The organism is Streptomyces sp. NPDC005774 (genome assembly GCF_042871645.1).
GTDB lineage: Bacteria > Actinomycetota > Actinomycetes > Streptomycetales > Streptomycetaceae > Streptomyces > Streptomyces pratens.
Genome location: NZ_JBIAIV010000013.1, coordinates 15242 through 32563, shown reverse-complemented (window position 1 = coordinate 32563; position 17322 = coordinate 15242). Strand labels below are relative to the sequence as shown.

At 69.4% G+C, this 17322-nt stretch carries 12 protein-coding genes and 1 pseudogene; 8 read left to right on the top strand and 5 right to left on the bottom strand.

The genetic code is table 11. The features are described 5' to 3' along the window. Window positions 1–99: 99 nt before the first annotated feature. A complete protein-coding gene (locus ACFYQA_RS14675; protein WP_388916589.1) occupies window positions 100–642 on the top strand; it encodes an ATP-binding protein in 543 nt (180 codons plus the stop codon). Between the two features lie 137 nt (window positions 643–779). Here the strand turns inward: ACFYQA_RS14675 and ACFYQA_RS14670 are convergent, their stop codons facing one another. After that, window positions 780–2525, bottom strand: a complete 1746-nt coding sequence (locus tag ACFYQA_RS14670) for a hypothetical protein (protein WP_388916586.1) — start codon at window positions 2523–2525, stop codon at window positions 780–782. Between the two features lie 89 nt (window positions 2526–2614). Here ACFYQA_RS14670 and ACFYQA_RS14665 point away from each other — a divergent pair, with 89 nt between their 5' ends. Further along, complete coding sequence (locus ACFYQA_RS14665; RefSeq protein WP_388916583.1) at window positions 2615–4006, top strand: IS1380 family transposase; 1392 nt, start codon at window positions 2615–2617, stop codon at window positions 4004–4006. A 391-nt stretch (window positions 4007–4397) separates the two neighbouring features. Here ACFYQA_RS14665 and ACFYQA_RS14660 read toward each other — a convergent pair whose 3' ends face one another. Further along, on the bottom strand, window positions 4398–5714 hold the full coding sequence (locus ACFYQA_RS14660; RefSeq protein WP_388916580.1) for a hypothetical protein: 1317 nt from the start codon (window positions 5712–5714) through the stop codon (window positions 4398–4400). 412 nt (window positions 5715–6126) lie between these two features. Here ACFYQA_RS14660 and ACFYQA_RS14655 point away from each other — a divergent pair, with 412 nt between their 5' ends. From ACFYQA_RS14655 to ACFYQA_RS14635, 5 genes and pseudogenes are all read left to right on the top strand, one after another. Next, window positions 6127–6933: a hypothetical protein gene (locus tag ACFYQA_RS14655; protein ID WP_388916577.1), complete on the top strand. Its 807-nt coding sequence runs from the start codon at window positions 6127–6129 to the stop codon at window positions 6931–6933. A 158-nt stretch (window positions 6934–7091) separates the two neighbouring features. After that, a complete protein-coding gene (locus ACFYQA_RS14650) occupies window positions 7092–9191 on the top strand; it encodes a DUF262 domain-containing protein (RefSeq protein ID WP_388916574.1) in 2100 nt (699 codons plus the stop codon). Between the two features lie 84 nt (window positions 9192–9275). Then, window positions 9276–11105: a DUF4357 domain-containing protein gene (locus ACFYQA_RS14645; protein ID WP_388916571.1), complete on the top strand. Its 1830-nt coding sequence runs from the start codon at window positions 9276–9278 to the stop codon at window positions 11103–11105. A 44-nt stretch (window positions 11106–11149) separates the two neighbouring features. Continuing rightward, a complete protein-coding gene (locus ACFYQA_RS14640; protein WP_388916858.1) occupies window positions 11150–12403 on the top strand; it encodes an McrC family protein in 1254 nt (417 codons plus the stop codon). Window positions 12404–12433: 30 nt separating this feature from the next. Then, window positions 12434–12637: pseudogene (locus tag ACFYQA_RS14635) on the top strand (hypothetical protein); the annotation flags it as partial. A gap of 114 nt (window positions 12638–12751) precedes the next feature. On the opposite strand, the gene ACFYQA_RS14630 reads toward ACFYQA_RS14635, so the two are convergent. From ACFYQA_RS14630 to ACFYQA_RS14620, 3 genes are all read right to left on the bottom strand, one after another. Beyond that, window positions 12752–14407 (bottom strand): class I SAM-dependent DNA methyltransferase, encoded by a 1656-nt coding sequence (locus tag ACFYQA_RS14630; protein ID WP_388916568.1) that lies wholly within the window; start codon window positions 14405–14407, stop codon window positions 12752–12754. A 612-nt stretch (window positions 14408–15019) separates the two neighbouring features. Beyond that, window positions 15020–15376 (bottom strand): DoxX family protein, encoded by a 357-nt coding sequence (locus ACFYQA_RS14625; RefSeq protein WP_386392345.1) that lies wholly within the window; start codon window positions 15374–15376, stop codon window positions 15020–15022. Between the two features lie 210 nt (window positions 15377–15586). Further along, window positions 15587–16444 carry an SDR family NAD(P)-dependent oxidoreductase gene (locus ACFYQA_RS14620; RefSeq protein ID WP_388916565.1) on the bottom strand — a complete coding sequence of 286 codons (858 nt, stop codon included), beginning with the start codon at window positions 16442–16444 and terminating at the stop codon, window positions 15587–15589. On the opposite strand from ACFYQA_RS14620, the gene ACFYQA_RS14615 reads away from it, so the two are divergent. Next, window positions 16386–16946, top strand: coding sequence for a transposase (locus ACFYQA_RS14615; RefSeq protein ID WP_388916562.1), 561 nt, complete (start codon window positions 16386–16388; stop codon window positions 16944–16946). The two genes, ACFYQA_RS14620 and ACFYQA_RS14615, sit on opposite strands and share 59 nt — an antisense overlap. Window positions 16947–17322 lie beyond the last annotated feature (376 nt).

The following is a 17322-nucleotide window of genomic DNA, read 5'->3' as shown; positions in this document are numbered from 1 at the left end:
GTTCCGCAAGCGCACCGACTCCTCTCCGTCGCCGCACGGTCACTCCGCGTACGGGGCGCGGCACTCGCCCCCGCCCCACCTGACCGCCAGTCTGACGGCATGAACCACGCAACATCCCCAGTGGGCGCCCCCGCCGGCACCTTCACCCAGCTGCTGTCGTCCACGCGGCGTGGCGCCCGTCTCGCCCGGCTCCTCGCCGTGACCGAACTGCGCTCCCGGGGCGCCTCGCAGGACCTCACGGAACGTGCCGAACTCGTCGTCGCGGAGCTGGCCGCCAACGCCGTCCTGCACGGCCGCGTGCCCGGCCGCTGCTTCCGGCTGACCCTCGCCCTCGACCCGGCGGCCGGCCGCCTCCGTGTCGAAGTCAGCGACGCCCGCGGGGACCTGATCCCGCGGTCCCTCCCGGCGGACACCGAACCCGACGCGCTCCCCACCGGCGGACGCGGTCTGACCCTCGTCACCGCCCTCGCCGACCACTGGGACTGCATCCCCTACCCACCCAGCGGCAAGACCGTCCGGGCAGTGCTCTCGTGCCCACGTGCCAAGTCACCCCGAACGCCGCGGCCACCTCTCCACGGCGGGAGCGAAGTACCGCTTCGGGCACCGGCCACCCCTGGCCTGCCGTCGCGAAGAGATCTGTGAGGGCAGCGCCGATCACCTTTGTATCGGGCAGGCCGTCGCCGGCCGACTGAATCGGTAGGGGCCGCGACGCGCAGAGTTCCACAACCAGGGAGCACCTGCCACCGACTTGGCTTGAACGCTAGGACTCGGTAAGGCGCTCAGTTCGTACGGGTGTTTGACAAATGCAGCCCCACGTAGCCGACTATCACCTTGCCCGTGGTGCCCGCTGTGTCGTCGTAGAAGTGGATGCGAGGCGCGATCCTCCCCTTGTTGTCGATCTTTATGTGGGCTTCCATAAACACCTTGCCCGAGGCGTCGACCTCCAGCGGCACAGGAAGCATGCGCTGCTGCCGGAACTTCCTGTCGTTGCGCACGGAGTCGGACTCCACCATGGCCACACGCGTCACCGGATACATGCGCATACCCTGCGGGGAAGCCTCGCAGAAATCCCGGAAGGTTCCGTCGAATCCCTGCTCGCCAGTGCTGCTCGCCCCGTACGAATCCAGCGCCAGCAGGGCGTCCCACACCTTCGACGCCCAGGTCGAGCTCTTCATGTCGTCGTCGAGGTCCTCCGCCTTGCTCGTGTCGTAGGTCAGAACAAGATGCCTCATCCGCTCGTGCACGCGTTCGTTCAGTTCGGCAAAGGATATCGGCGCCGGTTCCTCCGCCGGCGGCGTGTAGGCGTCCTCCGCCCGGCCGGCCTCCACCAGCCGCTGTTGCAGAACCGCCACTTGGTGACGCAGGGCGGACAGCTGTGCCTGAGTGGCATCGTGGTCGGCGATTTCGTCCTCGTAGCGGTCGGTCGCCTCCCGCAGCTGCTCATCGAGCGCACGCCTGCCACGCTCCGCCAGGTCCCGGGCGCTGGCGGCCTCACTCAGCTCTTCCAGCGCTTTGTCGATCGTCTCGTTGGCCGTGCTCAGCTGGGCACGCAGAGAGCCGACGGTCTCGTTCCCTGATGACTCAGCGGTCTGGGACCGTGCCGCGCGCAGATCCTTGAGGACCTCCTCGATGCCTGGAAACGCGGGCTCGGCGAGCAGGGGCGGCTGCGGTGTGGTGACAGCGTGCTGGCGCGGGTACCTGGAGATCCGGACGTCTGCGTTGCGGAACTCCGGATCGCTGAGCCGCCGGTACGTCAGGAGGCGGTGCCGCCGACCGTCTTCGGCGGAGCTGAGGGCGACGTCCGGAAGATAAGTGCGGATCTGGCCGGGGAACACGTCGTGCCGGTCTCCGGCGACCTTTCGGAAGGCGGGGACAGCCTCCCGTTCCAGCCGGAACACCGAGGCGATTCCGACCAAATTCCTGACGACCCCGGTCAGCAGCTTTTCCCAGGCCGGATCGTCGTTGGACGGCTCCGCCGCGAGGACCAAAGGCAGTTCTCGGGTGGGATCGGTGAGCGCGGACGTGAGCAGGCCGACGGAGTCGGGGCCGATCAGGTGAGGTGCCGTGGTAAGCCGAATCGTCCCGTCCGGCACGTTGAAGTGATCGAGGATCTCACGGACGAGCCGAGGCGGGACCGGTATGGCCTGCCGTCTGCCCGGGCTGGGGTAGTGCTCCAGGTCGACACCGACGTACGCCGCTTTCGACTCACGGTCGACAGCGGACGTGAGCGTCGTCTGCCAAGTCCCCTCCTGCCTGTCCTCCTTGTTCTCCCGTAGACGAAGCCGCAGCGCAGTTTGGTAGCCGTCGGTGTCGTAGGAGTCGGTCACGGTGAGGGTGTAGGTGTCCGTGAGCCGATGGACGCCCGAGGAGAGGTGCGTCGCCAGTCCCTTGCTCTCCAGCCAGGAGGTGAAGCACGAGCGAGCCCCGGCGAACATCTGCTCCTGCTCGTCGTCGGGGATCGGTAGTACCGCCCGGTAGACCAGCGGGTTCTCAGCCCGGATCCACCGGCTGACGTCTGTGGACAACTTCTCCGGGAACGAGGAAGAGCCTTGTGACCTGCAATGATGGGAGTTCTTGAGGCTTCCAGCACGCACGATGACAAGGCTCTTCCGAGATGCAATCTTCCCATGCCGCCGTCCATGTCTCCGCACTCTTCGACGAGCCGAATCTGATCGCGGATGCGGGGCTGCTTCCGCTGGTCGCGCTCGCCGAACGGGTCGGCCTGCCGGGTCTGGCCGCCCAGGTCCGCATCGAGGCGGCCGACAACAGCGGCGGCGCGCATCCGGCGGCCAAGGTGATGTCGCTTCTGGGCGCGATGTGCTCGGGGGCCGACTCCATCGATGATGCCGACCGGTTGCGGCACGGCGCGATGGACCGGGCCTTCGCCGGGATACGCGCCCCGTCCACGTTGGGCACCTTCCTGCGCTCCTTCACCCACGGCCACAACCGGCAACTCCACCGGGTGCACCGGGAGTTCCTGGCCCGCCTCGCGACCCACACCCCGCTGCTGCCCGGCGCCGGGCAGCTGATGTTCATCGATATCGACCCCACCCACCGCCGGGTCTACGGACGGGCCAAGCAAGGCGCCGAGCACGGGCGCCTGAAGGGGCAGCGCACCCTGCACCCGATCGTGGCCACCCTGTCCACCCCGCTCGCCCGGCCGGTGATCGGTACGGTTCGCCTGCGCCGCGGCAAGGCCGCCGATGTCCGCGGCGCGAAAAGCTTCGTCGCCCAGGCCCTGGCCATCGCGAAGGACGCGGGCGGAACCGGAATCCGGATGGTGCGGGCGGACAGCAAGTTCTACACCGCCGACGTGGCCGCCGCCTGCCACAGGGCCGGTGCACACTTCTCCCTGACCACGGGCATGAACCCCTCCATCGCCGCCGCGATCGGCCGCATCGCCGAGGACGCCTGGGTCCCGATCCGCTACCCCGAGGCGTTCGTGGATCCCGACACCGGCGAGATGGTCTCCGACGCCGAGGTCGCCGAGACCGAGTACACCGCGTTCACCGGACGCAAGAAGGCCGAGCAGGTCACCGCCCGTCTGATCGTGCGCCGGGTGCGACGCCTGAACCCGCAAGCAGCCACCGGGCAGGGCGAGTTGTTCGACTCCTGGCGCTACCACCCCGTCTTCACCAATAGCCCCTTCGGCATGCTCCAGGCCGAACTGCACCACCGGCAACACGCCGTCGTGGAACAGGCGATCGCGGACGGGAAGTCCTCCGCGCTCGCCCACCTGCCCTCGGGAAACTTCCAGGCGAACGCCGCCTGGCTGGCCCTGTGGGCCATGTCGCACAACCTGCTGCGGGCCGCCGGCGCCCTCGCCTCGGCCTTCCACGCCAAGGCCACCACCGCCACACTCCGCGCCCACCTGATCCACGTCCCCGCCCGGCTCGCCCGCACCGCGAGGATCAAGCTGACCGCCCACCTGCCCGCCAACTGGCCCTGGCAAGGCGCCTACCAGGACTTGTTCGAAGCCGTCCACCACTCGCCATCGACACCCTGACGGCCTCCATCCACACCGCACCCTGACGGCCGCACCGGCCACCGGCGACACCGCCACCACCCCAGCCCCGACTCGAAAGACACCTCGGACAGGCCGCGACCCGAGCGCGGCGGGCGCTGCACTCCCTCGAACCCGTGCCCCACACCACCATCAGCCCTCGGCGAGAAATCGGACCTCGGAAACATCAGCCGGTGGATCCGGGCTCAGCGCGCGGCTCGTCTCGGACGAACTCGCCCCGGCCCCACCGCATAGCCTGCGGTCTGGGCTTGCGGCTGGGCATCACCAGTGGAGTGGGTCTCAATGTCGGCCTCCTGCTTGATCGACGAACGGGAGGAATACCCGATGGTGGCGAACAGAACCGATCACGGAGTGAGTGCGAGCGCGCCTGCGCCTACGCGGGCAGTGCGGGGAACACCACCACCGAGCCGTCCCGGTCGCGGGCGATCTCGATCGCCACGTCCGTCGGGCGGCCGTTGAGTGCGACGCCGTCGCCCAGGCGGCGGATCTGGTACGCCGCGCGCAGGAGCCGGTCGACCTCACCGGTCGTGAAGACGGGGCGCTTACTGTTCGGGCGTGCCAGCTCCAGCGTTGACAGGCGCACCAGCACCCCGGCGATGCCCGACTCCAGCTCGTCGAGACGCCGCTCGTCGTCCTTGAGGGCGCGGGCGAAGTTCTCGAACAGGTTGTCAGGCTCGCTCTGGGCCCGCTCGACCGCCTGGAGGACGTTGACGCGCCGCTTCAACGCCATGGCTAGCTCCGCCAGTTCGACGTGGGTGCGGAACGTGCCACCCTGGTCGTCCACGCCGGGGAACGACTCGGTCAGCGTGCCGATCTCGACGGGCTCACCGTCGGGAAGTCGGTCGAGCGCGCTCGTCCACCGGGCCAGGCGGATGTCGGCCTTGCTCAGTGCCGTGTCGATGGCGTGCACCGCCGAGTCGAGTCCCAGCGAGACACCGAGCTTGCCCTGGTCGAGCAGGATGGCCGTGGCCTTGTCGATGGCGGGACGGCAGCCGTTGAGCGCGCTGTGCTCGTCGTCGAGCTTGTCCGCCTGAAGCTGCTCCAGCAGTTCCGTGATGTGTGCGATGGCCTCCTGCCGCTTGGCGTCGGCATGCGCGCTCACCCCGACCGCCACGGCCATGAGCACGAGCGGTGCGGCCACGGTGAGCAGCGTGCCCCCGGCGGCCGCGGCACCGGCGGTCGCACCGGCCCCGCCGACCGTGCCCGCCGCTGCCGTTCCTTCGACCCGCACGAACGTCGGGTTGGCGACGATCTTGCCCGTCGTCGAATTCACGAGGGGGCCGCGGATACCACCGGCCACCGCCTTCGACGGCATCGAGCGAACAATGCCCTGCCCCAACTGCTTGGCGACCTTCGCCGGAACCACCATGACGTACAGCCCCTCGCCGGCAGCCGTCGTCTTGGCCGCCGCGGCGGAACCGCGCGCCGACTGTGTGATCAGCTGCGACAGGTGCTGTGCCAGCGGACTCGCGGCATCGAGCGAGATGCCCCGGCCTCGGTCGAGCTTGTCCGGCAGCGGATGCATCTCGAGTGTGGCGATCGGCCGGTCGGCCAACGCGGCCAGCACGCCGCGCAGTTCGGCCAGACGCTCAGCCGTCATCGGCCCGTCCCCGGCCACCGTCGGCACCTGGACGTCACCTGTCGCCAGCGTCCACACCGGAACGGTTGCCTTCTTGCGGTAGTCGATCATCGTCCCCCCTGACTCATCCCCACGTCAGCCCGCGGCTGACGTCCCAGCAGAACGGTATAGCCGAATCACGGCACCGTGTGTCGCTCGATCCACATCGACCACCTCCCAGCGCGGCGGGTCGGCACAGGCCGACGCGCGGACGACGACCGGTGCCCGCCGAGTGGCCGAAACCGTGAGAGTCGAACAACCTTCAACATACGCTCTGTTGACAGTGCCAACACACTCTCTTACGGTTCTGGCGTTGCTTGAGTATGCGGGGGCCACGTCACGGAGGACGACCTTTCGTCCGGACCGAGGTGGAGCCGCACAGCGTGTCACTGGTGGGGGGGATGGTTTGACGCGGAACCGGGTACGTCTCAGCGGCGGCTCGAGCTGGCAGACGGACTTCCGTCGCAGGACCACGGGGCGCCCCGTGCGCTCCGCCATGGACGTCGCCCGTCTCCACCGGAACCTCAACCACATCCTTCTGGACCTTCGGCGTGCCGTGGAGAGGTACGCGGTGGCCGAGGCGGCCGGCCTGTACTCGCTGGCGTGGTCCCAAGTGGCGGAGGCGCCGCCCAGCGAGACCAGGAAGCAGCGGGAAGAACTCCAGGCGTTCAAGAAGGTGCTCGACTCCGCTTCCTGGCTGGAGGAGGAGCGTCGACGTGCGGCGACGGCCGATGTCCGGCAGGAGCCCCCGACCCGGCAGCGCTCCACGGTACGTCCGGGTCGCCGCCCTGCCGAGAAGCGCGCGAGCGGTCACGTGCCGCACCGCGGGACGAAGCCCTTCAAGGACACCGGGGCGAACCGTCCGCCCTCGCACACGGCCGGTTCAGGTTCTCGGACACCGGCTCGTCGTGACGAGCCGCCCCTGCTGGGGACCGGTCGGCTGTCGGAGATCGCCACCGAGCTCCGCCCGCTGCTGGAGCAGACCGCCCGTATGGGCGCGACGACCACCTGGTCCCGTATCGGCATGCGCCTCCCCGCACTGCCGCGGCTCCACCGTGACGACCAGAGCGTCATCCTGTGGCTGGTGGACGAGGAGCGGGAAAAGGGAGAGCCCCTTCTCTGCGCCCTCGTCACGGTCGGCGACCGGCAGACGCACCCCCGTTTCCCGGTCATCGCGGAACAGCTCGGCCTGGCGTGCTCGGACACCGCCGCCCAGCAACAGACGGCATGGAACTACGAGGTGCTGAAAGCCCATCAGTACTGGCGACATCGGCGCCCCGGACGCGGCTGAGGGATCCGGCTGCTCGTGGGGTACCCGACCGAGTGCAAGGAAACGGCCGGATCGACGCGCGGCGAGGTACCGGAAACCCGACCGGCGCGTTGCTCACCATGACCGGCTGATCCCGCAGTCCGCCCTTCCCGTCCACACATCCCGAGGAGACCCGGCCGATGGCCACCGTGCTGTTCAAGGACACGACCCACCAGGTAGCCGACCTGATCACCGACATCCGGCGCGGTGAGATCGCCCTGCCCGACCTGCAACGGCCCTACGTGTGGCAACCGGCCAAGGCGCGCGAGCTGTTCGACTCGATGTACAAGGGCTTCCCGGTCGGCTATCTGCTCTTCTGGGAGACCGGGATCGAGCCCGGGGCCCGGCAGATCGGCGACGGGGCCAAACCGGAGGCGGCTCGCCGGCTCATCGTCGACGGCCAGCAGCGTCTCACCTCGCTCTTCGCCGTCATGACCGGCACGCCCGTGGTGAGGGAGGACTACCGCACGACGCGCGTCCGGCTCGCCTTCCGCCCCTCGGACGACACCTTCGCCGTCACGGACGCGGCCATCGAGAGGGACCCCGAGTACCTCCCTGACATCAGCGTGCTGTGGGACACCGCGACAGGACGCCGCAAGGTCATCCGTGACTTCCTCGCCCGCCTGAACGACAAGCGTCCCCTCACCGAGGCCGAGGAGGACCGGATCCAGGACGCGCTCGACCGTCTGCACGACCTGGAGAGCTACCCGTTCAAGGGGGTGGTGCTCTCGGCCGACATCGACGAGGAGCAGGTCGCGGAGATCTTCGTCCGTATCAACAGCGAGGGCGTGAAGCTCGACCAGGCGGACTTCATCCTCACGCTCACCTCCGTGTTCTGGGAGGAGGGACGCCGCGCCTTGGAGGAGTTCTGCCGGCAGTCGCGAACTCCGGCTCTCCACCGAGCATCACCCTTCAACTGGTACATCAAGCCCAAGCCGCCCCAGCTGCTGCGCGTGGTCGCCGCCGTCGGCCTGGACTCCGCCGTGCTCAAACAGGTCTACGCGACCCTGCGCGGGCGGGACACCACCGGCAAGCTGTCCTCCGAGCAACGCGAGGCACGCTTCGAACAACTTCAGCAGGCACAGAAGCACGTCCTCGACCTCCAGCACTGGCACGAGTTCTTCCTCTGCCTGGAGCGCGCCGGCTTCCGCGGCGAGAAGATGATCTCCAGCCAGAATGCGCTGCTCTACAGCTACGCGCTCTGGCTGATCGGCCGCGTCCGCTACAACGTCCCCATCGACCGGCTCCGGTCCGTCATCGCGCGTTGGTTCTTCATGGCACAGCTCACCGGCCGCTACACCGGTTCGGTGGAGTCCCAGATGGAGCACGATCTCGCACTGCTGCGGAACATCCCGCGCGGCGACGCGGACGGCTACACCACCGCCCTCGACCGGGTCGTCCGGGAAACCCTCACCTCGGACTTCTGGACCATCACCCTGCCCAACACGCTGAACAGCTCCGCCGCCAAGTCGCCCGCCCTGCTCGCGTACATCGCGGCCCTCAACATCCTGGACGCGGACGTCCTGCTGTCCGACGTCAAGGTCCGCACCCGGCTCGACCCGGCCATCCTCGCGCGCAAGGGCGTCGAGCGGCATCACCTCTTCCCCCGGAAGTACCTGCAGAGTTCCCTCGGGGTCACCACCAGCGCGCGCATCAACCAGATCGCCAACATGGCACTGCTGGAGTGGAGCGACAACATCGCCATCTCCGACCAGGCGCCCTCGCAGTACTGGCCCGCACAGCCGGCCGCCAAGGGACTGCCCGCCGATGTCATGGCCCGTCAGCGCCATCTGCACGCACTGCCGGAGAACTGGCCCTCGATGGACTACGACGCCTTCCTCACCGCTCGCCGTGCCCTGATGGCGCAGGTCGTCCGTGACGCCTTCGGGCAGTTGGAGAGCGACTCCTACCGCCCTGTGTACAGCGCCCCGGCCGTCGTGCCCGAGCAGCGCACGGCGAGCGGGCTCCCCTCCCGCCGGATCAAACTGTCGGAGCTGCTGGACGCCGGCCTGATCAGCACGGGAACCGTCCTCACCCCCGCGTGGGAGGAGTACGGGCAGGTGGCCGTCGTCGACGAACAAGGCCGCATCCGGCTCGACGAACAGATCCACGACACCCCGTCCGGAGCCGCCAACGCGGTCGGAGCGGGGACCAACGGCTGGACCTTCTGGCTGGCCGACACCCCCGAAGGGCAGGTCTCGCTGGCTGATCTGCGCGCCGCCCTGTCGGAGGAGGCCTGACACCTCACCCATGCTTGTTGACGGTGTCAACGTTTAGCCTGTGCGTGTTCGACGCAGGCGTCGCCCTCTCCTGGAAGGTCACCCATGCCCCAACCCGACCGTCTCCCCGGCACACCCGAGTTCCGCATCAAGCTGCCGCAGGACGGTGCCGAGGCGCGCGGGTGTCTGCTGACGCAGTTCGGCGGCAACGGGACGAACAAGTTCCTGCTGCGGGAGGGTTCCCTCGTGACCGCCGAGGAGTGGCCGGGGCTCGGCCGCCACGCGCGCCGATTCCGGGCGGAACTCCGCGCGGACGGTGCGCTCGTGGACGCCCCGGCCGCCCCCGGCCGGCCCCAGGACGCGCCCGCGCGCTGGACGGTGACCCGAGACCTCGAGTGCAACTCCTCCTCGGCCGCCGCCTCGCTGGTGTACGGATACGACGCTTCCGGGCCGGAGTCCTGGCGCACCGCCGAGGGCCACCCGCTCGCCGACTACCTGTCCACCGGCTGGCGCGCCCCGCGCAAGGCGTGGCTGGTGCGCGGCTCGAACGTCTCGGGGCACAACCTGGTGCGGCGGCTGTGGCTGGAGGAGGGGTTCGTCTCGCTCGCGGGTGCGCACCTGCCGCCCCTGGAGGAGGCCGATCCGACCAAGAGCGCGCTGCGCCGCTTCGTCGAGGAGGGGTACGAGGGGGCGGCCTCGTACCACCAGAAGCAGGGCCTGGTCGACGAGCTGCACGCCTTTCTGACACAGATGCGCGTCGGCGACACGGTGGCCACCATCGGCGACGGCCGGCTGCACGTCGGGCAGATCACCGGGGAGGCCGTGCAGAACGCGTCACCGGGCGGACTGTCCAATCTGCGCCGGACCGTCGCCTGGCAGGCGGACAGCCACGCGTACGAGGAGCTGCCGGAGGAGGTGCAGCAGAAACTGTCCGTGCAGCACGACGTCGTCGACCTGACCGGTGTCCTGGACGCACTGGACGGGCTCACCGGGTCTACGGGACCTGTGGACCCGACGGCGGCCGACGGCACCGGCGACCGCCCCGCCGCGGAACGGCCGGCGCAACGGGAGCTGAACCTGCCGGACATCACCGAAACACTCGCCGCCGACCTCCTCGTTCACGACCGGGCCTGGCTGGAGGAAATGCGCGAACTCCTCCTCGACGAGAAGCAGATGGTGCTCTACGGCCCGCCGGGTACGGGCAAGACGTACCTGGCGATGAAGCTGGCCGAGTACTTCGGCGGCGGCCCGGAGCAGGTCAAGATCGTGCAGTTCCACCCGTCGTACGCGTACGAGGACTTCTTCGAGGGGTTCCGGCCCGCGGAGGACCCGGAGACGAGGGAGGTGGCGTTCCGGCTGACGGCGGGCCCGCTGCGGGAACTCGCCGATCTCGCCTCCCGCGAGGGCAACCGGCACGTCCCGCACTTCCTGATCATCGACGAGATCAACCGCGCCAACCTGGCGAAGGTCTTCGGCGAGCTGTACTTCCTCCTGGAGTACCGGGACCGGTCCGTCCGTCTCACCTACTCCGGAGACGACTTCCCGCTGCCGCCCAACCTCTTCGTGATCGGCACGATGAACACCGCCGACCGGTCGATCGCCCTGGTCGACGCGGCGATGCGGCGCCGTTTCGCGTTCGTGGAGCTGTCCCCGCGCACCGAACCGACCGCCGGGCTGCTCGCGCGCTGGCTCGAGCGCGAAGGGAGGGACCAGGAGCCCGCCCGCCTCCTCGATGCCCTCAACGCCCGAATGGACGACGCCGACTTCGCCATCGGCCCTTCGTATCTGATGAAGCCGGGTGTCTACCGCGACGGCGGCCTCGAACGGACCTGGCGCACGAAGATCCTGCCGCTGCTCGAGGAGTACCACTACGGCGAAGGAATCGACGTCGCCGCCCGCTACGGTCTCGACGCGCTGCGCGAGCAGCACCCGTGACCGTGCCTGTGCCTGTATCCGGGCCCGTGCCTGTGTCCGTGCCCGTGCCCGAGGTGGTGCTGCGCGAGTACGGGCCCGCCGTCTCCGTCCCGCTGGGTGCCGAGGCCGGGCGGGCCCTGGCCGCCTCCGGCATCCTGGAGAGCGCGACCCCGGATCCCGGCCGGGACGGGCACTGGCTGCTGCGGGCGGGAAGCCGGGTCGGCGCCGTGCGCACGCCCGGCGGTCCGGTCGTACGGATCATGCCCAAGACCCCGGTGAGCCGGCTGTTCTTCCTGCTCGGGTTCAGCCTCGACCCGGCACGCGCCTGGCGCGACAGCCGGGAGGGCACCGTCGAGACCGGTGCGTACGACGATGTCGTCCCCGCGCTCGCGCATGCCGTGGAGCGGCAGATCGACGCGGCGCTGCGGCGGGGGGTTCTCCAGGGCTACCGGGAGGTGCAGGAGTCCGCGCTGGTCGTGCGCGGGCGGCTGCGCGAGGCCGAGCAGATCCGGCGGCACTTCGGCCGCACCCCGCCCGTGGAGATCGTCTACGACGCGTACACCGCCGACACCTCCGAGAACCGCATCCTGCGCGCCGCCGCCGAGCGGTTGCTGCGGCTGCCGGGCGTTCCCGGTCCCGTCCGGCGGCGCCTGGCCCATCAGCGCGTACGTCTCGCCGACGCCCTGCCGCTGGTACGGGGACAGGAACTGCCGCGTTGGCAGCCCTCGCGCCTCAACTCCCGCTACCAGCCCGCGTTGCGGCTGGCCGAGGCCGTCCTGCGCGGCTCCTCGCCGGAACACCGGGCCCCCGCTCCCGGGCCCGAACCGCTCGCCGTGGACGGCTTCCTGCTCGACATGAACAAGCTGTTCGAGGACTTCGTCACCGTCGCCCTGCGCGAGGCCCTTCGGGAGCACGGCCTGACCGCGCGCCTCCAGGACCCCCACCACCTCGACACCGCGGGTCTCGTGCGGATGCGCCCCGACCTCGTCGTCCGCACCGGCGACGGACGTACCCCGCTCGCCGTCGTCGACGCCAAGTACAAGGTCGAGAAGGCCGACGGACTCCACAACGCCGACCTGTACCAGGCGCTCGCGTACGCCACCGTGCTCGGCCTGCGCGAGGCACATCTGGTGTACGCGGCCGGACGGCAGCCCGAGCGCTTCCACGAGGTGCGCGGCACGGCGGCGGGGCCGGGCGGACGCGGAGTTCGGCTGTATCAGCACAGCCTCGACCTCTCCCGCGAACCGGACCAACTCATGTCGGCTCTCCGGGACGTCGCCGGACGGCTGGCCGGCGCCACTCCCCCTTCGCAATCATGAAACGCCGTCAGGCGGAAAGGAAGTGCCCTCATGCCCCGGCTCGCCTTCGCCCAGAGCTTCTGGGACGGCTACGACACCCTGGAGAAGCCGGTCCGAGCCGGAGTGCGCAAGGCCATGGCGAAATTCCAGGCCATGAGCGTCGCCGAACTCAACGCGGACAAGGGACTGCACCTGGAGTCCGTCCACAACGCCCGTGACCCGCGGATGCGCACCATACGCATCACCGACTTCTGGCCCGCCACCTGACCGGCCGGCCGCCGCACGCGCCGATGCGGACGAGTGCGGGCCGGTGCGGACGAGTGCGGGCCGGTGCGGGGCGCCCACCAGGGGTGTCCCGCCCCGGCCTCATCACTCCTCCGGTACCAGGGCACCCGCGGCGAGGCCGTCACGGGCGACTTCGGCGAGCTGCCGACTCAGCTCGTCGACCTTGCGCATGCCTTCCTCGAACGCGGACAGGGCCCGGAAGGCAGTGCCGTACCGACGCTGTTCGTCGATGCCCATGCGGGGGATACGGGAGCCCCTGCCGTCAAGGCGGTAGGTACCGCTGGCGCTTGTGGACCGGCGGGCGTTGACGGAGCTGCGCAGGAATCCCTGCAGATAGTCCGTGTCGAGCTGCTCGCTGGCCGAGACCGGCTCCGGACCGTCGTACGTGACGAGTCCGGCCCGGGCCAGATCCGCGACGCTGGTGGTGGCACCGTCCAGTGAGCCCGGTTCGCCGCCCGGCACAAGCTCGGGCAGAAGTGTGGCGAGTCGACGGACCTGGTCCTCCAGTTCCTTGCGCAGGGCTGCGTATTCGCCGGGATAGTCGCGGTGCCGGGACCGGAGATGGTTGCCGGGGGTCAGGTCGACGGTCTCGTCGAGGAGTTCGATCAGCGGCACGTCGGCGACCTGGTCGGGGCGTGGTTCCAGGCTCCCGTCGGGGCTGTTGCCGGTCAGGTCGACCATGCGCACGGTCTGGTGCGTATCCGCGGCTCCCGCGCTCTCGGGGCGTCTCAGACACCACAGATGAACGGGCAGGGCGTGAGAGGTCGCCGTCCCTGGCGGCAGGGCGACCACTTGGCGCACGATCCCCCGGCGTACAAGCTCTGCTCGGATGCGGCGGCCTGCCCTGCGGTAGGCGACCGAGGCAGGCATGACCATGAGGACCTGGCCGCCGGGCTCGGTGTGCGCATAAGCGTGCTGGAGCCACGCCAGCTCCCCTTCGGCCTTGGACGGGGTACCGAGTTCCCAGCGGGAGTCGAGCAGCAATTCCTCTCGCCCCCACTCGGTCACGCCAGTGGGCGGGTCGCAGACGACCAGGTCCGCCTTGAGGTCCGGCCATTCGTCCGCGCGCAGGGAGTCACCTGCCGCGATGCGCACGTCCGATCGGCCCAGGAGGCCGGCGCGGAGCTGCGCGAAGCGGGCACTGTCGGCATCCGTCTCCTGGCCGCAGCAGCGCGTTCCCGCTTCGGAGGCGACGGCCAGGAGCAGTACCCCGATGCCGCAGGCGGGATCGAACACTGTGGCGCCGGTCCGCAGTTCGGGAGCGAAGTGGCACATGGCACGCACCACGCGCTCGGACGTCACCTGGTCCGATCCCGCGCGCCGAGCGGAGTCAATGAATCGTTCCGTCAGTGCCTTCACAAGGTCGACGGGCGCTTCGGTCCGGGCGAGCTCTTGCACACGGGTGGCGACGTCATCCGGCAGGCTTGGCTCACTTTCTCCGGCCAGCACCGAGGCCACCTCTGCCAGACCCGCGACCATCTGTTCCCCGTAGGCAGTTCTCATGGCCTGCCACAGCTCGACCTCGGGCGACACCTCTTGGCCTTTGCGCTGCTTGTCCAGCCATTCCTGGACCTCGGCGAGTGCGTAGAGCGGACTGTTCGCAGCGCCTCCCGCCACCGCGGGGAAGTCGTCGTACCGCCGCCGCCAGTTGGAGACAGCGGCCCGAGTGACCCCGGCCAACCGGGCGATCTCAGAACCGGTGACAAGAGGGCCTACCGGTGGGGCGGTATTCTCCTTCATACCTCCAGCGTACACGGACCGCACACACCCTTCCCTTGTGAAGCCTGTTGACAGAGGTAACAATGAGTTCTTTCATTTCTGACATACAGCAGTTTCACCCGAGTCCAGCACGACGCACCCGGCTCACGCCCCGCGCCCAGGCATCCGTGTGACGGACATGCCGGAGCTGCAGGCCGCCCTCGCCGACGTGCCCGCCGTGAAGAACGAGCGGTTCGTCGTCCTGCCGCTGACCGCCGCCCCGGCCGGTGTCCGGTCGGCCGACCGCCGGGCAGGCGAGGGGCCGCGGACCCATGGCCGTTACCCTCCTCGTCCTCGCCGTCCTCCTCGTCCTCCTCGTCCTCCTCGTCCTCCTCGTCCTCCTCGTCCTGCTCGTCCTGCTCGTCGCGTCCGTCACCGCGGGCCTGGCCATCGGCTCCGTCCGGGTCCCGCCCGGCCAGGTCTGGTGCATCGTCAGCCACGCCTCGGGCGCCGACTGGGCGCGGGCGGACTGGTCGCGGCCACGCGGGGAAGTCCCCGCTCGCCGCGCTCGGGCTCATCGCCCACCGGGCCTCGCGGTGGAGGGGCGCCGGTGGGAGAAGTCGCACGACAGGATGACGCATGCTCCCCGGTCCGTCACCAGGGGCCGTGGTGGAGCAGACCCAGGACGAGGGCGGCCGCCGCGGTGGCCAGGAACACGATCCCGCCCGCGATGTCGCGGGAGCCCACCCGCAGGTGGGCGATGATCGCGCCGATGAAGTACAGCACGAGGCCGCAGGCGGCGAGGGTTCCCAGAACCGGCACGGCGAACCCGGCCGCCAGCCCCACGGCGCCCGCTGCCAGTAACGCGCCCAGCACCGGCACGTACTTGCGGGGAATGCCCTTCATGTCCGCCTGGGTCTTGGGGTATTCATGGCCGCTCAGGTACGTGACGGCGGCGGCGCCGTTGAAGACCACGCCGAGGATGGTGACCGTGACGAAGGCGATGAACACGTTCTCTCCGCTCTGCGGGGACGGTGTTGCCGGGCGCCCCGTTGTGGGAGCCGTTACCCGGAGACGGAACGGGCACAAGCCCTTGTGATCATGAAGTTATGACGCTCCGTGATCACTGGGGCTTGTGGTCGCGCTGCCATCATGGTCGACGCCCTGCGCGCGGCGGGTGCCGTTGCACCTGGCCAGCCCCCGCACCAGATCTGCGGCTCGCTACGTCTTGTTCAGGTCGAGCAGCGCTGTAGTGGCCTCCCACAACTGCGGCCCGATGGGCGGCGCCTTGATCGTGCGCGGTTTGCCGTTCTCGTAGTACGCACCGGACACGACGCTGTCCTCGGGTGTGGGGGTGACGAACCGCAGCAGGTGTCGTGCCGCCTTCTCCGGGGACTGGAAAAACAAGCGAGGCACAGGTGTCCGGAACAGCGAGCCCACAGTGCTTCGGCTGGTCCTGGCGAAATTCGACGAGACACCGCCGGGGTGGAAGGCCACCGCGGACAGGCCCTGCTCGTGGTATCGGTCGTGCAGTTCCCGGGTGAAGAGGACGAGTTCCAGCTTGGCGTTGCCGTAGGCGCGTACGGGTGAGTAGTTCCGCGCATTGTCGAGGTCGTCCAGGTCGACGCGTGCTGACAGTCGTGCGGCGTTGCTTGATGTCTGCACGACGAGGGCCTGGGAAGCCAGCAGGGTGTCCAGCAGCAGGTTGGTCAGCAGGAACGGCGCGAGATAGTTGACCTGGAACGTCTCCTCGAAGCCGTCTGCTGTGACATGGCGGTCCCCGAGGATCGCCCCGGCGTTGTTGACCAGTACGTCGATGCGCGGGCAGTGGTCGGCGAGCTGTGCCGCAAGGGTGCGCACCTGGTGCAAGTGGGCGAAGTCGGCGACGAAACAGTGCACGCCGAGCTCATCCGCGACCGCCTTGGTCTTGGCTGCGGATCTGCCCACGACGACCACGCGGTGTCCATCACGTACCAGTCGACGCGCCGCGGCGGCGCCGGTTCCATCGCTCGCACCAGTGATGACAACGGTCTTCGGCAAGACAGGTTCCCTTCGAACCGGATGCTGTACGGGCGCCACGGACCAGCGTGTGTCACGTGATCCGTTCGGTTGGTGCCCGAACGCGCCTGTCCTTCATGCCCGTTGCCGGCAGGAGCGAGCGAACTCCGGGCAGAAGCACGCCCTCGCACAGCATAGAGCGAACCGCCACGACTCCCCGTTGCTCGCTCCGACCCTGGACCTCCTGGAGGACCTGGGGCCACTGCCCGACGACATCACCGTGCACCTGGACGCCGGCTACGACTCGGACAAGACCCGCACCGAACTCGCCGCCCGCGGCCTGCACGGCCGCGTCGCGCACAGAGGCGAGAAGGCGCCGATCCAGGCCGGCCGGCGGTGGCACGTCGAGCGCACCCACGCCAGGCAGAGCGCCTTCCACCGGCTCGCCCGCTGCTACGAACGGCGAGCCACGATCATCGACGCCTTCTTCGACCTCGCGGACACGATCATCACCGTCCGCAGCCTGATCCGCCGGTCATGGACGACCCACCGCCGGGACGACCGCCCGAACCGCCGCCCATGAGCACACGCCTCTCTGTGCGAGCTCCAAGCAGGTCCTTGCGCCTTCAACATTCGGCGCGCCATGTGGAGTTGGCACGAGATGGACGACGCCGGGGCACCTGTTTGCCCAAGGCTTGAAGGGCATCGCGCACGGCCGGATCACGGAATCCCGCGAGCCGGTGATGCCGTGCGGGAAAAGATGCCGCACCGACTGGATGTCCCGGACCGCTCGTAAGTCTTCGGCCACGGTGAGACCTTGACTCCCGCCACCGCCGAACTCGCCGTCACCAACGGGGCGAGGCGGCAAAGGGCAGTACGGCCGTGGCCGACTCCCCCCATCCCGGCCATTCGGCACAGACCCGAACCCTGGACCGCTACCTGCGCCGGGGGCGGAAGGC